The organism is Psychrobacter sanguinis (assembly GCF_020736705.1).
In the GTDB taxonomy this organism is placed as follows: domain Bacteria; phylum Pseudomonadota; class Gammaproteobacteria; order Pseudomonadales; family Moraxellaceae; genus Psychrobacter; species Psychrobacter sanguinis.
Genome location: NZ_CP085990.1, coordinates 2,581,322 through 2,598,529, shown reverse-complemented (window position 1 = coordinate 2,598,529; position 17,208 = coordinate 2,581,322). Strand labels below are relative to the sequence as shown.

Genomic DNA, 17,208 nt, shown 5'->3' with positions numbered 1-17,208 from the left:
ATAGGTTAAAGAGTCAGTAATGGTATTATTTTAAGTCGCTTACCTAAGCAGACTTTATTACTGAACTCTTGCTTCTGTGTAAATTAACGCATCTTATTATAGCTAATAAAAAAGCCAGTTAAATATATATTTAACTGGCTTTTCGCGGCTTTTATTGAATCACCTGATTTGTTGCAAGCTTTCAAACAAGATTTTGCCTTGTTCACTACCCTCACCTTTGTCATACCTTGACTTTAAATTTTCAAAATAACTCTGTAAGCTCACGCTGTTTGAATTAGAGGGCATAGAAGCGCCTGCTGGTAATGTTGCAAACATAGGCGCAGAGCTAGATACGTTGTCGTATTGAGTTAAGGCTTCTAAGCGAACCCCAGACAGCAAATCATTTGACCCATAAGGCAGACTTGTACTGTTATCTACTTGGCGCTGTGCCAATTGCCAAAGAATGCGCTGTCTATTGTCTAAACCATAGACATTACGCCATAACCATTTATTCTCTGCTAATGACTCATCCTTGATTGCATACTCAATAGCCGGCTTTTTTTCATTAGCTTTCTCATCGCTATCACTCTCTATGGTTTTAACAGAACTTAGGCTGTCTGGCTTAGTCACAAAATTTTCTCGTTTTGCTTTTTCAATAGCATCAAAAATTTTGGTGAAAATATGCTCACTACTAAAGTATTTGCGGTTATCCGTTTGCTCACTGTTATTTTCTGACTGAAGCAGTTGAGGGTATTTCTTTGTCATCTGATCATATACAGTGGTTAAATACAACTGCATACCCTCATTGTACTGTTGTTCAGTCAGATTTCGTTCAATTAATAGCGCGGCCTCATTTAAGTAAGGCTGATGCTTTTCATCTGGCTTAGAAGATTGGCTTTGTAGCTGCGAGGGAGATGTAAAGCGATACTGCTCTGCCGAAGCATTGGCATTCATTTTGTCTTTAGCCAATAGATGAGCCTTAAGCAAGTCTGGAAGGAAGCTTTTGGGTAGGCTACCATCATTTAAATCTATTTTGATCCACTTGTCTTTCATCTCCAAACCTAAATTTGGATCTATAGAAGAGGACAACATATAGGCAAAGGTCTCGGCCCATAAATATACCGCCCCCTGCTTGGCATCGATATAAATAAAGTGGCTATTTAGCATTTGCAGGTTGCGACTTTGATAAGCGAAAGTTGGCAGGATGCTTACTTTGCCCGTTGAAGCTCGATATACTCCAGAACCAGTAATACTCGTAGGATTTAATAAATAGGCATTTAATAGTTTGGCCTTGCGGGCATCTAGGTTGGTATGAGAGTCATCATAACCTGGCAAGGCATCAGCGCTAATGTCTCCAAACGGACTACTAAATGATTGTGAATCATCAATCGACTCATTAAAGCTCTCGAAATCCTCCTCTTCAATATCATCCTCAGCTTTAGCTAAACTTGCTTCTACCCTATCAGCTTCAGCTCTACCTGGCTCAATACCTGCTTCGGCATTGGCCAAATCAGCTTTTGCTTGTTGTACCGCTTGTTGTAGCCACTGCTCATAAGACACTTGTGAGTAAGGTTGCTCTAAAGCAGCAACACACTTTTGATAAGCGTGTTTGATGGCTTCTCTCTCTTCTGAATATTTGGCATCGTATATTTCAAGGCCAGCTTTCTCTACTTGCTGCAATAACTCAACATAAGCTTCATCATGAACATGTTCACAGTGATTGATGGGCACATCACTCATCGCTAACTGCTGCGGTGTGGCATTGGCAAGACGCTCTCTTCTTTGCTCATTAGAACCTAACACATTTACTTGGTAGGTATAATCACTACGACTTTGATTTTGCAATGCCTGCAATAAGGTATCTTTTGCCATTTGAGATTGTTGCTCGCTAGGCAATTGACTTACTTTAGACATAAAAGCATTTTGATCGCTGCTGGGCGCTACCTGACAGGCACTAAGCACTAAAGGGACTGCTAGAGATAACGCAGCCAGTTTGTTTTGTCTTCTATATAAGTCAGGTTTACTTGGGGTTTTCATGGAAGTCCTTAAGGCTATCAATTGTAAATTATGAGTTGAGTTATTGTGCGGCTTATTGCTCATATTGCTGCTCATAATCGCCTTCCTTCTCATAGTCATTCACATTGCCATAATCAATGATTCTAATAGAAGGTTGATAGGCCTCGTCCTCAATACTGTTTAGTGACTCATTACCCAACAACGCATCCTCACTGTCATAATCACTACGCGCAGCATAGGCTTGATTCAATTTATCTTTTCGGTCTTGGATTTTTTTAATCCACGCATTGCCATCTACGCTGGCAGGCGACTGTTTTGAAAAAGGTTGCCCAAATGACTGCTGATATAGCTCACTTAAAGGGTGAGATTTAAAGCCACGCTCATCGTATCGAGTCTGACTTAATAGCGTGGTTGTCGCCCCCATAAAATCACCTCCAGTCAATAAGCTTGATTGAGAGGCTATTAACTTTCCACGGCTATCAAAGTAATAATAATTACTTTGGTTGAAGGACAAAGGAGCCACTGCTTCGATTAGCTGAAATAAAGACCCTAGGTCACCGCTTTGGAATTTTTTATTGGTTTGTTGCCAGTTCTCCAAAGCTACTTTAATAAAGTTTGAATTTGGGTATAAATCAGGTCGTAAATCCACATATTCTTGCAGTGTGTCAGACATATGTTTTAGAGTGATGCCTAACAACTTACCGGTCTGTTTAGCGTCTAAGTTAAGCTTTACTGCTGAATGGGCCCCAACTTTCTTGGCATAAGCATCGTTAGAGATGTCTAAAGCGGTAAAGTTTGCCGTTTCAAGCTCACTCAGGCTATAACCAATGGCTGAAATAAAAGCATCGTATATCACTGATGGAGGAACTTGATCAATGATGTCCTGTGGCAGTTTAAAGGCCACGGTGGTAGCTTCAAGCTCTTCAGGCAAAGGAGCATGCTCGGGAGATATTATTGCCACTAATGGTAACAAAGCACTAGGGTCTAAAGTCAGCTCAGAGCGGTTGAAGTCCAGCGCTAAAGGCAACTGTATCGAATAGTAAGTTGTGGGCGAAGCAAAGTCATAGCTATAGACCATACTAAGTTTCTTATTAACTGGGTCAAACTCACTAATTTTATTTAAACTCATGTTTTGATTGAAATAATAATTGGTAGCTTCAATCTGTGCTGGCGTGCGGTTGTACCACTCGTATAAGGTGTCTATTAGTTGCTGATAACTCGTATCCTCTTCGTACTCGTCATACGGATTATCACTTTCATAGACATTATAATCCTCATACTCATCGGCATCATAATTTTTATAGTCATAATTTTCATCATGATCTTCATCATAATCTGACTCAATAAAAACAGCCTCTTCAGAACTACCCTCTTCTTGCCTATAAGCATCAGACTTTTCCCAATTCTCTTCATCAGAGGCTTCTTGTATCGCTATATCCAAAACAGTCTTATAGGCACTTTGTGAGCCCTCATCAATACTGCCCTTTTTAATAAAAGGTGAGTCATGCTTTAGAGTTTGACTAACCGACACGTGAGGCGTTACTAGATGATTGGTTATTGCCGTTAAAAGTCTCGATTTAGCTTCTTCGTCACTGTTAATACCTGAATCGGTGCTAAATTGATTTTGATAAGCTTGCTGGTTACGTTGAGTATTTTTTTGATAATCAACTGAGGAGATTAATGAGCCAGCTTGTAGGGTAGAATTTGGGGCAAACTGAGTTGATGATGATTGACAGCCCATGAGTGCCAGAACGCTACTTGATACCATTATCAAGGCAATCTTAGGAGAGCTCTGCGATACTTCAGAGGAGGCAAACTTTATTTTCATGATACGTAACTGTTCCTGAGGGGTGAGTTTTAGAGTTGCACTAGCAAAGGTCTGGCTACTCAACCTATTAAATTATAGTATTTAATTACAAACATTTAACTAAAGATTGAATAAATATTTTCAGGTGCCTATGCTGTCATGACTAGATAGTCTTCAAACGAATTACGTGGCTCTATAACAATTAAGTTATATTAGCACAATTAACTAAATACATTTAGTTGATGAACGTCTTGCTAAACAATACTTTTTGGAATATATTTAAAAACTGCATTAATTACTCATAAAAGGACTTACGATGACTTGCTATTTTGGATTTGAACCTACAGACAAGCTAGCAGATATGATTGTTGAAGCCGAGCACATTGTTGACTCTGGCAAAGATGTATCCTACTACCCTTTACGTAATGATATTGCACAACAAATTGGACGTGAACTGTTAGACAATATGTTGGTTAATTTGATTAGTGTCATTCCAGATCCAGAGCGTCAAGAAAAAATGCGCGGTATCGTCAATAAAATTGAAGGCGCCACCGAAACTATGCTGAATATTTTGTTGGGTAAAGATTCTAACAAAGAAGTTATCCCTAACTTTGAATATATGAAAAACGAAACTGTATTTGAGGATAATTCAGGCAATACTCGTGTTGGTTTTAAGATGGATGATGCCTCTGCCAAAACCATTCTAGAGGGTTTCGATGCAGTTACACCAGAATCTGTCGATAAAGAGAAATTGGTTAAAGCATTATTTGCTATGAATCATGCAGTTGTGGATCACTTTATTACTCGCTTTTCAGAAACCCTACCTTTGGGTCTAATTAAACGTAAATCTGTACCCGTGGCCAAAGCAGGAATTAACAAAGCTCTTGAAATGGCAATTAATAAATTGCTTCCTCAGTTACCAACAGAGTCGTTAAACCGTTTGGTAGGTTTTTATCGTCCTTTCATTATTGAAAAATAAACCATTTATTGCGTATTGGTAAAGATTGACAGGGCAAACGCACACTTTTAGGAATTCTATTTAAAATCAGATAGTTATGAATTTAGATTTTTATTTTCTAAGTTTATAAGTTACTGAAAATATTAATGTTTTTTAAAAGTATGCGTTTGCCCTGTAAAGATTGATAAAAAATGGATAACAGGGTTGGCTGAAATTGGCCAATCCTGTTAAAATAGATCCTTTTACTACTGCGTGTACACCGACTATGAGCCAAATTAGCAATAAAGAAATTGAACAAACCCTCCGTAATTCAGAATGTTTGATTAGTAGTATTGAGGTAGCAGCTGCTTATGAACGTTTGGCTGCCCAGCTAAATTTACATTATGCCGGTCTGAACCCTATTGTTATGGTTGTTATGAATGGTGGTTTGATTCCAGCAGGTCAATTATTAACTCATCTTACTTTCTACCATCGTATGCACTATATCCACGCTTCTCGTTATCGTGAAAATGAAGGCACTAACGAACTAGTTTGGAAATTTAAGCCAGATGTCGACATTTCTGGAGAGCATGTGCTTTTGGTTGATGATATCTTTGATGAAGGCATTACTCTAAAAGCTATCGTAGAAGAGCTGAAAAAAGAGAACCCTAAATCTGTTGATTGCTGTGTATTGTTAAACAAAGTACATGACCGTAAAGTAGAGGATTTCAAAGTAGACTTCGTCGGTCTAGATGTTGATGATCGTTACGTTTATGGCTGTGGTATGGATTTCCATGGTTACTTACGTCATCTTCCAGGTATCTATGCTATCAAAGAAGACAAACTGCCTTAATTAAAACTGTTAAATTGGAAACCTATTTAATTATACAGATTAATTAAATAGATTTTTCTAACGAGAAAAGCACCTAATCGCTAGGTGCTTTTTTTGTGTCCAAACTTAGTAGCTCTAGCCAATCTACCCTTTTTGCTGAAACTGTAACGCGAGCCCTGTGTAGCGTTGCGTTGGAGTTTGCACTGCTTTTTGTAGGGCACGTTTGGTACTATAAATACTTACCTTTTGTTTAGCACGAGTCACGGCTGTATAAATCAGTTCCTTGCTAAGTAATCGACTGTTACTGTTATCAAAGGTAATAGCGATATGATCAAATTCTGAACCTTGCGACTTGTGAATGGTCATCGCATACGCGGTGGCAATCAGCTCATCATTAAGTAAATTGACTGCAATACCTTGAGTTTTATTTTCAAAGAATACTTCTAAGCGACTACCCTCACCTTTTTGTTGCGTCTGCAAACAAATACCGATGTCTCCATTAAATAAACCCAACTCATAGTTGTTTTGTAGCACCATGACTGGTCTGCCATGAAACCAAGGACTTTTACCCAAAGGCAACTTGAGTTGCGTCATATGCCAGCGGGTCAGATAGTCGTTGATATTATGATCGCCCCACTCGCCATTATGTCCTGCGGTTAAGATACGGAAGCGATTAAACTCACTCATAAGATCTGAGATAGTGAGACTTACTGTTTCTGGTACGGATTTTGCTATTGGATTTTTTATTAGTAGATTAATTTTGTTTAAGTATTGGGTGTAATTTTGGGTGATTTTTGAGAGTATTTTTTTACTGCTTAGGCTATTTTCTAATTGAGCATTAGAAACGGATGTGTCTAAATCTTCGGCATAAATATCGCTAGCGTCAGCATTGATACCTTGAATATTAACGCTTTGGAACTGTAATGCCTCGTCATAGTTTAATAATTGCCAGACCTGCTGCATATCTGCTGGGCTCTTGTTAATCTCCGCAGCCAACTTACCAATACCTGAATCGGCATGGAAACGGCGGCTCTCTGTCAGCTGAGCATGGATTGGTTGCAACACATCGATACGGCACAAATCAGCGAGCACTGCCCCAGCGTCTACTGCAGCCAGCTGATTAGCATCTCCTAACAAGATTAGTCGAGCGCCAGGCTTAATAGCACTAACCAGATAGTTGGCCAACTCTACCCCAAGCATTGAGGCTTCATCGACAATAATGATATCTTCACCCAAAGGGTTGCCAGCGTGATAGCGTGGTCTACCATCTCTGCCAATGCCTAACAAGCGGTGAATAGTCTTGGCTTCTTGCAACTGTACTTCGACTTGAGCACTGTCTAGAGCCGCCTGCAATGACTCTTGCATACGCTGAGCTGCCTTACCCGTTGGCGCCGATAGAGCAAGCCCTGCGCTGTCTGTGCTAAATCGAATCGTAGCGCTCTCCCCCAATGCTTGCTGTGCATCACTATCTGCTTGAGCCTGCTGGAACGCAATAACCAACTGTGCCACAGTATAAGTTTTACCCGTGCCTGGTCCGCCAGTGATAATGCTAAAGGCATTCTCATTAGCGACTTTAACCGCCTGAACCTGTTGAGCTTTGAGATTATCAGGGATATTGATATCTAACGGCTTAATCGGCTGATTTAGGATGTTTTGTATGGTCTTAGCGAGGTTAAACTCAGCTTGCCAGGTGCGGTGTAGCCAAAAAGTTACTTCGGTATTTCGCTCTGAGTGATTGTTTTGATATATATTATTTTGATAGATAATGGGGCTTTGTTTTGAAATTAGATTTTTTTTGCTTAGGCTATTTTCTTTTGCTAGAGATGCTAATGATAACTGAGCAAATAAAGGCTGCTGCTCAATATGTTGCATAAATTTGCTTAGGCTATTTATTGTGCTTTGTTGATTCAATCCACATGTCTCATTATCATTTTGCATTAAGTCATATAGCTGCTGAACCAATTTAAAACGCTCAACCAACTGCGCTTTGTTGCTATTTGATAGGTTTAACTGTAACCACAGTTGCGTACCACGGGTAATCAAAATATTAAGCAAGTTAAAGATAGAGTCGCTGTCTTCAGGTTGTGTTAGTTCATCTTGATGATCGCCCTCTACTTGTGTCACAGCCGCCAGAGCCGTATCGCTATCAATCAAATCAAACAAAGGCGCTGCCAGACTTTGTAAAATATCTCGTTGCCAAGCATAAAGCGTAGCAACCTTTCCCTCTACCCTGCCCTGTAAAGCCAGTTCCATATCGTCTTGACGCAGGGTTAGCACGGTATGCCCCTCTTCCAATTGCTTAGCAAGCACCATAAACAGTGATTTAAATAGATAACTATCAGCCTCTACCAAGTTTGTTGAGGCGTTAGTAACATTCGGCTGTACATAGGCTGAATAAGTCTGAGCTCGGCGCTGCAAAATATAGTCACTAATAGTGCTCGCCCAGCTCTCTTCAACGCGCGTATTTGCAGTATTATTATTGGTTTTCATTAAGTTATCAGACCTATAAACAAGTAAAAAGTTAAACAGTAACCGTTTGGATTTAGTGAGTTAGTGAGCTAACAGCCAATCAAGCTACTGCGGCTTACCAAACAGCTTATCCAATGCTTTCACAAATTCTATGGGAATATCCCAAGTGACCAGCCCATAGCGGATATGATTATTCGTGCTTTGAGTTTCTGCTAAATGCTGATAAGTACCTCGTAAAAATACATATTCAACCGGGCCTAAGTATTTGGCTTCGTTGCCTTTATAATCAGCGATACGCATTGATAAGAAGCGGTGTAGTGCGACTTGGTAAATCGCTGCTTGTAGCCAATAGCCTGCCTTACTCATGGCTACTTTAAGAGTAGCTTCATCATAATTGCTTAGGCTATTTCCTAAAAAGTTACTTTTATAATCGACCACATAAAACTTGCCAGCATGCTCATATACCAAGTCAATCTCACCACGCAGATAACGGTATAATTGGCTGCTACTTTGGGCAGTTAAACGGATATGTTTGTCAGTCTCATGGGGCAAATGCTTCTCAAACAGGGTGTTAATCTGCTGCGCTTTAAAGGTTTCAGACAATCCCATATTAAAGCCCATCTCTGCAAAACGCTGCTTAGGTGAGATATCTACTAGCTTCTGCCCTGAAGCCAATAATGGTGTGTGTAAAATCTCATTAATCCATGTCATTAATGCCTGATGCTGAAGTCCTCTCTCATCGATATGATAAGTTTTGTTGTTAGCCCCTTGTCTCCCGCCTTCTAAAATACGCTTCTGATGCGCCACACTGGCATACGCTAAGGGTAACTGATAGCCACTGACGGCTCTGTCTATCACCGCAGGCCATTGATTAGGATCAGTAAAATGTATCTTCTCAAATATCTCATGCAAAAACGTACCGGCATTGGCACCTTTGACAAAACTAAAGCGAATGTCATCTACTGCTTTAACGGGTAGTCCTTGATCCTCTATCTGCGCATTTAAAGCGCCATCTGCCTCGCTAATATCGATATAAGTGGCATCATCGATACGCTCATCGACCACAGCCATTGCTTGTGTGGATTCATCTAATTGACGGGCGAGCGCGGTAAAGCTGGTTTTGGCCCAACCATAAAAGTAATCGACTCGCATCACATTGGAAAAATCATCGTATTTGATAGGCTCTAGGTTCGGTTGAGTAAGGGTGGCCTCAGTACTGTCAGTTAAGTTATGCGTTTTGCTGTTAGCATAGCTGTCTTCATAAAACTCATGTACTTTTTGGCCGCGTACCATACCTATCGTATTTTTGAGTCTATCAGGCAATTCAAACTTCGGCTCTGGTGAATCAAACCAATAAAACACTGGCTTTAGATCGAACCCAGTCTTATCTTTAGGGTCTCGCAGCACCACGTAAAGCAGCTCACTGGCACGGGTGAAAGCCACGTACCCTAGACGACGAAACTCCTCAAAATCTTCTTGAGTCTCGATATCTGTGTAATAGCCTGGTGTGGTAGCTGAGTCTTTTACCGGTGAAAAACGGCGCTGATTACCAGAAGACTTTTGAACTAGAGCATTAGGTGCTTGCTGAGCATTATACAAGTACAAGCCATAGTCTTCCTTATTTCCCGACTTGCGACTGGCACTGCCCATACCCAGTACATAGACAATAGGAAACTCAAGTCCCTTTGACTTGTGAATGGTCATTAACTGCACACCAGACTCTGTAGGCAGTGGGTATTGCTTGGCCCAATCACTGTTAGGTGCAGCATCAATGTTTTCCCTAAACCACGCCAGCAGCTCATGCTCGCCCATGCCTATACCATACTGCGCCAAGATATCCATCACATGACGCAAATCCATGATATGTCGATCACCTTCAGGGTGTGCTGCCAATGCCTGCCAGACACCTTGTGACTGTACCGGGCTTTTATCTAGCAAATAATGCATGGCTGATAAGATGCCAAAATTCTGCCAGCGCTGAGCCCCTTCTTTAAGATAGCTAATAAAATCTTGATAGCTTTTTTTGCTAGTATCACCTTGAGTACCAAGGTCAGCAGCAATATTCGTGTTAACGGCTACTTTTGTTGGCGTCTCATCGCTTTGTGCAATGCCTGACTCATGGTCGGTCATCATCGCTTTGACTTCTTTGATAGTCAGGCCATACAGATGGCTGGTCAATACCCGGTTAATCATGTCGTGACGGTATGGATAGAGCATAGCACTGAGCAGAGCAGCCACATCTTCGGCCATAATGGTCTCAAAGATACTAACGTCACTGGTAGTCAGAGTGGGTACATTTAACTTAACCAGTTCATCCTCTACCCGTTTTAAGTCTTTTTTGGCACGTGCCAGCACTCCGATGTCACTGGGCTGAATAGGCTTACCTTTTAAGGTCTGACCGCTGTTTAATAAAGCGGCAATATGGCGGGCGGTGACTTCATGCTCATCGTATTCAAGTTCTTTGTCATAAGGCAGATGCAATACGCTGACAGGCTGGGTAGAGAGTACGTCAGTAACTAAATCTGAGGTAGTTTCTAATAGACTGTTTTGGGCAATAGATTGATTATTATCTAAGTCATTAAACCAAGATAGCTGTTTCTCAAGCTTTGCCGCAGTAATGTGTTGATAATAAATTTGACTGCCTAGCTCAGCAAATTTGTTCTCGCCTGTAGTGGGCATCGGCATACCAAACCAACAGTTTAAGGCGTCAATGACCCCTTTGTTAGAACGGCGGTTAATATCAAGTGTCCATAGATTTTTTTTATCAAACTGAGCTTTCATATAGTTATAGTTAGCAACATCCCCACCTCGGAAGCCATAAATGGCCTGCTTCGGGTCCCCAACTAATAATAAAAACTCTTGATTGGACTTGGTATTAGTCGACTGGTTATCCTCATTACCTACCTGACTACTTAACTGCTGGCGTTTATTCTTTGGCAGATAAATACTTTCAATCATGATGGCTTGCTCGCCATTGATATCTTGTGACTCATCAATAAGGGCTACTGGATAGTGGTGGCGGATATAACGTGCTAGCTTCTCTCCCTGACGGCCGGTCAATGCCTGATTAAGACGTACCATTTGCAAGCTAAAAGTAGTCTCACCTCGCTCTTCTAAAATTACTGGTAATCTTTCGCGGACTGCCAGTACGATATGACGGTTAAGATTGGCCAATAACAATAAAACATGCTGATTCAAACCCTCTATCTTATCCATAATGGCCAATAACTGGCTTATAGTTTCTAAATCAAACAAGGCTTGATGCTGTTTTTCTTTATTCTTATTAAAGTTCTTTATTTTTCCGTCATCATCGGGGAACTGAGCATCTCTCAATGACCCTAGTAGTTTTTTCGCATCTTCACTTAGGTAGCTCTCAAAATTCAAACCTCTTTCAGCGATCACTTGATGAATTTCAGTAATATGCTCAAACCGAGTGAACAAACTTGATCGACCATTAAATCCTTGTGACTTTCTGTAATCAGGATTTAAATACGGCTGAACATCTATCAAATCAAGCTTAGCAAAATCCTCTAGCAGCCGCTCAAAGCTAGCGAAGTCGAAAGCCTCATTCAACTGTATTTCATCAATAGGCGCAGAAATAAAGTTAAGTGAACGGTTCACATACGATTTATGATCACCAACAGCTGTTAGTTTGCCTTGCTGCTCCATTAGTGCGTATAGCTTAGGCTGCTCGTAATACAAACGGCTTTGAAACTGACGCAGCTCATCATGAATAATGCTATCGGTCACCTGCTCAATACTACTGTCTTCAATAATCGCCATGCCTTGCTGATGACCCGTCTCACTGCTATATTCTGCTAGCCATTTTTGTGCCAGACTATCTAGCGTGCCCACAAACAGTTTATCGAGTGTGGTTAATACCAAGGCGGTGCGGCGAATGGCATCTGTCATCGGATAACTATATACATGATCGAGCAAGTAACCCACTAAATGCAGGTTAATCGGGTCCTGCATGATGTCATTTAGACGGGCATACCCTGCCTGCTCTACTAGCCACTGAGCACGATTCTTTTTAGCAGTGGCTTTTTGCTCTGCTTCTCGCTGCTTGTCATGCGCTAAGTCTTGGTTAAGCTCATCGGCACCAACACTGTCAGCACTTTTAGTATCGTCCTTTGAGTCTGCCTTTTTATCCGCCTGTCGATGATCCTTACTGCTCTCAGGGGCTACCTGCAGGATATCTGGATATAAGTGTTCTTTATTGGCCAAATCGGCACTTAGATTATTAACCCATTGCAACAGTTGATAAAAATCGACCAAGCGATCATGAATACGCTGACGCATTTCTGCTGCTGCCGCCCGAGTAAAGGTAGTGGCAATAATTTGCTCAGGGGCACGTCGCGCCTCAATAAGTAGTCGCAATACGATACCGGTTAAAGTCCAAGTCTTACCTGTGCCCGCTGATGCCTCAATAAGATGGCGACCGCTTAATGCCACATCGACAGCCGGTATTACATCTTTGTTATGCTCCTGGTGCGTCTCATTGGGCATATCGCTGTCATCATGCTCATGCAAGGTTAAGTGCCAACTATCCAACACCTCTTCTGCTTGCTGCTCTAAGTTATTGTTATCAGTCATGTCTGTCATAGGAAGATATACTTTTAATTATTATCTATAAAATCAAGGTCTTATATTATCTACGATTTAGCTTAATTGCTGTAACGTGCTGGTCTAACTGGTTAATCCTTAGCCTTCTAGCCCGTCAAGTGCGTCAAACATAGGGGCATACAAAGGCTGCGCCAAAGCTGTCAAAGAAGTAGCTAATGCTTTAAAGGCGTCTTGATCTCGCAAAATATATTGCCAAATAGCATGCTGCGAGCAGGTGTCATAGACCGCATCTGACATATAGTTAGGGAACAACCACTCTGAGAAATCACCTCGTTTTGGCCAATAGTCAGCGCCCTCATCCTCTTGCGCTTTTAAACAGTTATCCAAATAGCCAAGCGCATACTCTGGTAATAAGGTTAGCGGTATTTGACCAGACAGATTGGCAAAAATGGCCCATTTAACCAGTTCAATGACAGCGTCCTCATAGGTGATTGGGTCCAGTTTAAATGCCGCGGCTTTCTCAAGCTTTTTGGCCTTAGTGCCTGACTTATTAAAGCGCCAAATGCTCATGCCATCATTTAATACCACCTGCTTAGCTGTAGTACGTCTGGCAACCTGCCAATACAGATGCGATAACCAAAACTTGAGCAGATGTCTGGGACTGGCAGAATTGGGTAAGATATTAAACCAGTGTTTAGGCGACTGCTCCGCATATGACACGCCTGCCTTTAAATGCGCACTATCGCCATTAACCTGTATCGGTACAACGCCTTTGATCTTAATCGCTTTGGGTAAAAAAGCTAACAAGGATGCTTGGTCTTTTTGTTGAAATACACTGACCAAGTCCACTTGTATTGGATGTTCCGTAGTGGGCGTGATAATCGGCAGACTTGTATCCGCTTCTTGCACCTCAATGCCGTTAGCAATTAACTGCTCTCGAAAGGTTTGACATTGCTGCAGCAGCTTTTGTTGTTGATTGGGCAAAGTGGTATGGCGTGCTACCCCTGCTGGCATAATGTTTTGGTACATTAAAATTGGTGTGCTTTGAGCCGCTGATTCCTCTAGACTCTCTTCTTTGTCTAAACCTGTCGTTGGCACGGGGTTGGCCAACTCATGAATCAAATAGTCTTTGATCTGGTAAGTAGTCAAGCTATCCAAAAACAGGGGCTCTTGGTGTGCCATCGCCTCCTCACCCTGTACGATATGCACTTCTTGAGCCCGCAAAAAGGCCTTGGCGGGATGACGCACTTGATAGGCAAGCACCCCTTCAACGTCAATTTCACCGATATCAAACAGCACTTGAGCCAAGGCTTTATTCTGTTCATTACAATTCAGCTTAGCATCTATCGACAACAAATCATTTAAAACAGGTAAGTTTTGACTGTCGATATGCCCCAATTGACCCAAGCCAGCACCCAATAACTGAGCGATTGCCTCATAGTGTGCTTTGCTGGGTAAGCTGACCAGCTGAGGATGTTCACTAGAGTCACGAGATTTCAACGTATTAAATACCGCTTGCCATAACGGCGCTGGCGGGAACTGACGTTGCTGCGCCAGTTTGGTTTTTTGCATCGCTCTATCTAGCATGCCCTCTAAAGCATCAAACTCAGAAGACTTATTGTTAGGATCATTCAAAGCATTTGAATCAATTTCACTAGGCCCAGATTCATCATTTTCAGCCTCAAAATAAGACTCATGTCTTTCCTGTTCTACCGCTTGCTCAAATAAGCTTTTATCAAACGGCAATGCTGGGTGCTCGGTTACTAGCCACTGTTTGACTAGCTTTGGTAAATGACGTTTTAGGGTTTCGGTAGTCGGGTCTACCGTCTCTGGCAAGCTGTCTAGTGAATTGACCTGCCACTGCACCTCACCTTGTAAGAATTGCAACAGTTCGCTGACAGGGTTCGCCGGCAAATGCTCATGGGTATCGGTTAGGCTTTGACCGTTATAAAATATCCAGCAGGCACTGCGCGCACACAACAAAGCATCTAAAAACGCCCCATTGTCATCGTCTTCACTGACTCTATCACCGCGACGTGATAAGGTCGCCTTCATTAAATCATAACGATTGTCACGGTCTCGTGCGGGGAACTCAGATAAGTTCATATTGAGCATAACCACTAAATCAAAGGGCACGTTTCTTAATGCGCCGAAACGGCCGAAGGTAATTACCCCTGTCGGCTCCGCACTCACCTGCTGACTCTCAAGCTCCGCCTCGATACTATCAAGCATAAAGCTCAGCTTTAACGGTAACTGCTCAACTCTTGCTAGCCTTTGTTCAACCTCTCGGTTGTCCGTATTATCATTACTGGCATATTGCCGATAATGACGATTAGCGCGCAGGCTCGATTTAAAGCCGTTCATTGCATTATAAATGGCACGCATACTGCGGGTTTGATCCACATCACCAAAATAACGGTGAATCACTTGGCGCTCAATTTGATCGAGCCAATCTTCTGCTTTCAGCTTTTGTTTGTGATCATCGCGTCTCGCCAACAGCCCGCTATAAATGCGGCACAAGGCTTCAATAATCGGCGCATCATTGAGACTAACCTCAGGCAGTGGCAAGCTCATTTCAGCAATCGCAGTACTTGGCCATTGATGCGCTTCAAGCGGATATAAGCAGTCGCTCATTTCAGCTTCTGGCATTATCAGTCCCAAAGTTAATCTATCTAACGCTTGGGCAAAGCTAAAGCGGTAATCAAAATCATTGCCATCTAAGGTTTGCTTAAGATGTAATTCATCAAAACCACGGATGAAACCTGCCTCAACCAATAAGTCACAGCCACAGCTCATCTGATCATGGGTCAAGCCAAAGCTTTCATATAGCGGCGGCAGCATTAGCCAATCTAGCACCTCAGCGGCTTCAAAGCGGGCACTGTCACTGCCTAGCAGTTTATAAAACCCAATAATCGCCTCCCATAACTGACGAATGGAGGCATCGACCACACCGGTGACTTTAGCCGGCAGAGTTAGTCCATCTTGACCTTTTCCATTGACAAAAATTGAGCTAATTAAGGCATGATGTCGATCCACATCGGGCAGCAACACCACTATGTCAGAGATATGACGCTTTTTTGTGCCAGGCGGTAGCGGCTCATTCAGCCAGCGTCCAATCATAATGCGGAGCACCTCAAGTTGACGCTGCAAACTGTGGCATGAATGAATACTTAGGCTATTATCTTGTGAGGACATCGACCACAGGCGATCTTTCTCAAAGCGTTTGTTCTCAAGTACCTCATCTTCATACCAATCAGCTTCTTTAGCCTCATCAGCTTCATCAAAGCTTGGCTCAATTTGCTCGCTAATGGCCTGCGATACCTTAACTGCCGTAGCTTGTTGGGTTGAACGCTCATCAAGCATCAATACATCATTTTGCAGGCGTCTTAATAAGCTGGGGCTATTGTGGGTGCGATAAGAAGCGATATCTTGTTGGTTATAGTCGCTATCAATATCTGCCTCAAAACCAAATTCGTCATCCAACTCCTCAGACAAATCATCTTCGAAATTATCCTGCCAATCCACAACGGCATCTTCATACAACTCGTTACCAGATAGATTGGCAAGCATGGCGAAAGTATCACGAGACTGCTTACCCAGACGTGACAATAGACTATGCCCATAATCACGCAAAAATACACTTTCAGGATTGATAATCTGTTGACGCTGTAGCCACGACTTATCCACGATATCCGCCCAGAATAGCTTAGAGGGGTTATAGTGCAGCAAAGTGATGTCCATGTAACGCGACAAACGTTGTAAGAAATCTAGCTCGGTCTGCGGTAGCTGCTGAATGGTAAAAATACGCAGTACTTTGGGCAACTGGTCTTGCTCGCCCGCATTGTTACTCTCTAATGCTTTCCAAAAGGTTTTTTCTAACTGAGCACGGTATTGATGCACATCAGCGAACAGATGCGACCACAGATAACGCTGAGCGGCTTCCAATTCCACATAGTGCTCTACCAACCATTCTGGTGTACCACGCGCATACTCATCAAAGCGCAAAGACAGCGCATCTTTTTCTGCAATTAACGCATTCACATCAAGCGGTTTATTATCCGACCATAGACTTAACCAATCCTCACGGTGAGTTAAATAGCGGTTAAATACTCGCGCCAAATCACTTACCAGCTGCCAAATACGCGCATCTTGCTGTGCCTTGTCTGGCTCAACGCCTTGTTGAGGCTCATCAATCAATGACGACAGCAGCGGATATACCGGATGCTTATCGTCCTCGACAATAGTCTGCTGATAATAGGTCAGATAGCCAAACAGACGCCACTGCATCACAGTCGGCGACAGCACTGCCACCTCCGGCACGTTAAGGACCGTCGCATCAGGATTATTTTTCAATAGATAAGCATTATGCTGACTGAGTACATCTTGCATCAGTGTCCACTGATATTGACCCCAGAACTTAGTCATTACAAGCGTACTGATACCCGCACGACTGGCAATGGTTTTATCAAGCCAATCGCCTAAGACCATTGACGGTACGATAACCACAAAGGGATCAAAAATAGACTGCTGCACTGATTGATATTCGGCCAGCAGTTCATCGACTAAGTTTTCGGTGCGATGCGATTGGATAATCTTGAACAT

7 protein-coding genes are annotated in these 17,208 nt (G+C 42.3%); 2 read left to right on the top strand and 5 right to left on the bottom strand.

Annotation, left to right across the window (positions count from 1 at the left end):
• Nucleotides 1-159: 159 nt before the first annotated feature.
• Together LK453_RS10955 and LK453_RS10950 are read right to left on the bottom strand one after the other, a co-directional pair.
• The gene (locus LK453_RS10955; RefSeq protein WP_201537703.1) at nucleotides 160-2,016 is read right to left on the bottom strand and encodes an efflux RND transporter periplasmic adaptor subunit; all 1,857 of its coding nucleotides are present in this window, start codon (nucleotides 2,014-2,016) and stop codon (nucleotides 160-162) included.
• A 52-nt stretch (nucleotides 2,017-2,068) separates the two neighbouring features.
• Nucleotides 2,069-3,823: a TLD domain-containing protein gene (locus LK453_RS10950; RefSeq protein ID WP_201537705.1), complete on the bottom strand. Its 1,755-nt coding sequence runs from the start codon at nucleotides 3,821-3,823 to the stop codon at nucleotides 2,069-2,071.
• A gap of 295 nt (nucleotides 3,824-4,118) precedes the next feature.
• On the opposite strand from LK453_RS10950, the gene LK453_RS10945 reads away from it, so the two are divergent.
• Nucleotides 4,119-4,781 carry a hypothetical protein gene (locus LK453_RS10945; protein ID WP_201537707.1) on the top strand — a complete coding sequence of 221 codons (663 nt, stop codon included), beginning with the start codon at nucleotides 4,119-4,121 and terminating at the stop codon, nucleotides 4,779-4,781.
• A gap of 244 nt (nucleotides 4,782-5,025) precedes the next feature.
• Entirely contained in the window at nucleotides 5,026-5,592 is a 567-nt protein-coding gene (locus LK453_RS10940) for a hypoxanthine-guanine phosphoribosyltransferase (RefSeq protein WP_077450320.1), read from the top strand.
• A gap of 123 nt (nucleotides 5,593-5,715) precedes the next feature.
• On the opposite strand, the gene recD is transcribed toward LK453_RS10940, so the two are convergent.
• The 3 genes from recD to LK453_RS10925 all read right to left on the bottom strand — a co-directional run bounded on the left by recD (nucleotide 5,716) and on the right by LK453_RS10925 (nucleotide 17,208).
• Nucleotides 5,716-8,061: an exodeoxyribonuclease V subunit alpha gene (gene recD, locus LK453_RS10935; RefSeq protein WP_201541738.1), complete on the bottom strand. Its 2,346-nt coding sequence runs from the start codon at nucleotides 8,059-8,061 to the stop codon at nucleotides 5,716-5,718.
• A gap of 84 nt (nucleotides 8,062-8,145) precedes the next feature.
• A complete protein-coding gene (locus tag LK453_RS10930) occupies nucleotides 8,146-12,645 on the bottom strand; it encodes a UvrD-helicase domain-containing protein (RefSeq protein WP_201541740.1) in 4,500 nt (1,499 codons plus the stop codon).
• A 99-nt stretch (nucleotides 12,646-12,744) separates the two neighbouring features.
• Nucleotides 12,745-17,208 (bottom strand): exodeoxyribonuclease V subunit gamma, encoded by a 4,464-nt coding sequence (locus LK453_RS10925; protein ID WP_201541742.1) that lies wholly within the window; start codon nucleotides 17,206-17,208, stop codon nucleotides 12,745-12,747.

Coding starts and splice junctions, on each gene's coding strand:
- LK453_RS10955 (WP_201537703.1), bottom strand. CDS start 2,016: ATGAAAACCCCAAGTAAACCTGACTTATATAGAAGACAAAACAAACTG.
- LK453_RS10950 (WP_201537705.1), bottom strand. CDS start 3,823: ATGAAAATAAAGTTTGCCTCCTCTGAAGTATCGCAGAGCTCTCCTAAG.
- LK453_RS10945 (WP_201537707.1), top strand. CDS start 4,119: ATGACTTGCTATTTTGGATTTGAACCTACAGACAAGCTAGCAGATATG.
- LK453_RS10940 (WP_077450320.1), top strand. CDS start 5,026: ATGAGCCAAATTAGCAATAAAGAAATTGAACAAACCCTCCGTAATTCA.
- recD (WP_201541738.1), bottom strand. CDS start 8,061: ATGAAAACCAATAATAATACTGCAAATACGCGCGTTGAAGAGAGCTGG.
- LK453_RS10930 (WP_201541740.1), bottom strand. CDS start 12,645: ATGACAGACATGACTGATAACAATAACTTAGAGCAGCAAGCAGAAGAG.
- LK453_RS10925 (WP_201541742.1), bottom strand. CDS start 17,208: ATGTTCAAGATTATCCAATCGCATCGCACCGAAAACTTAGTCGATGAA.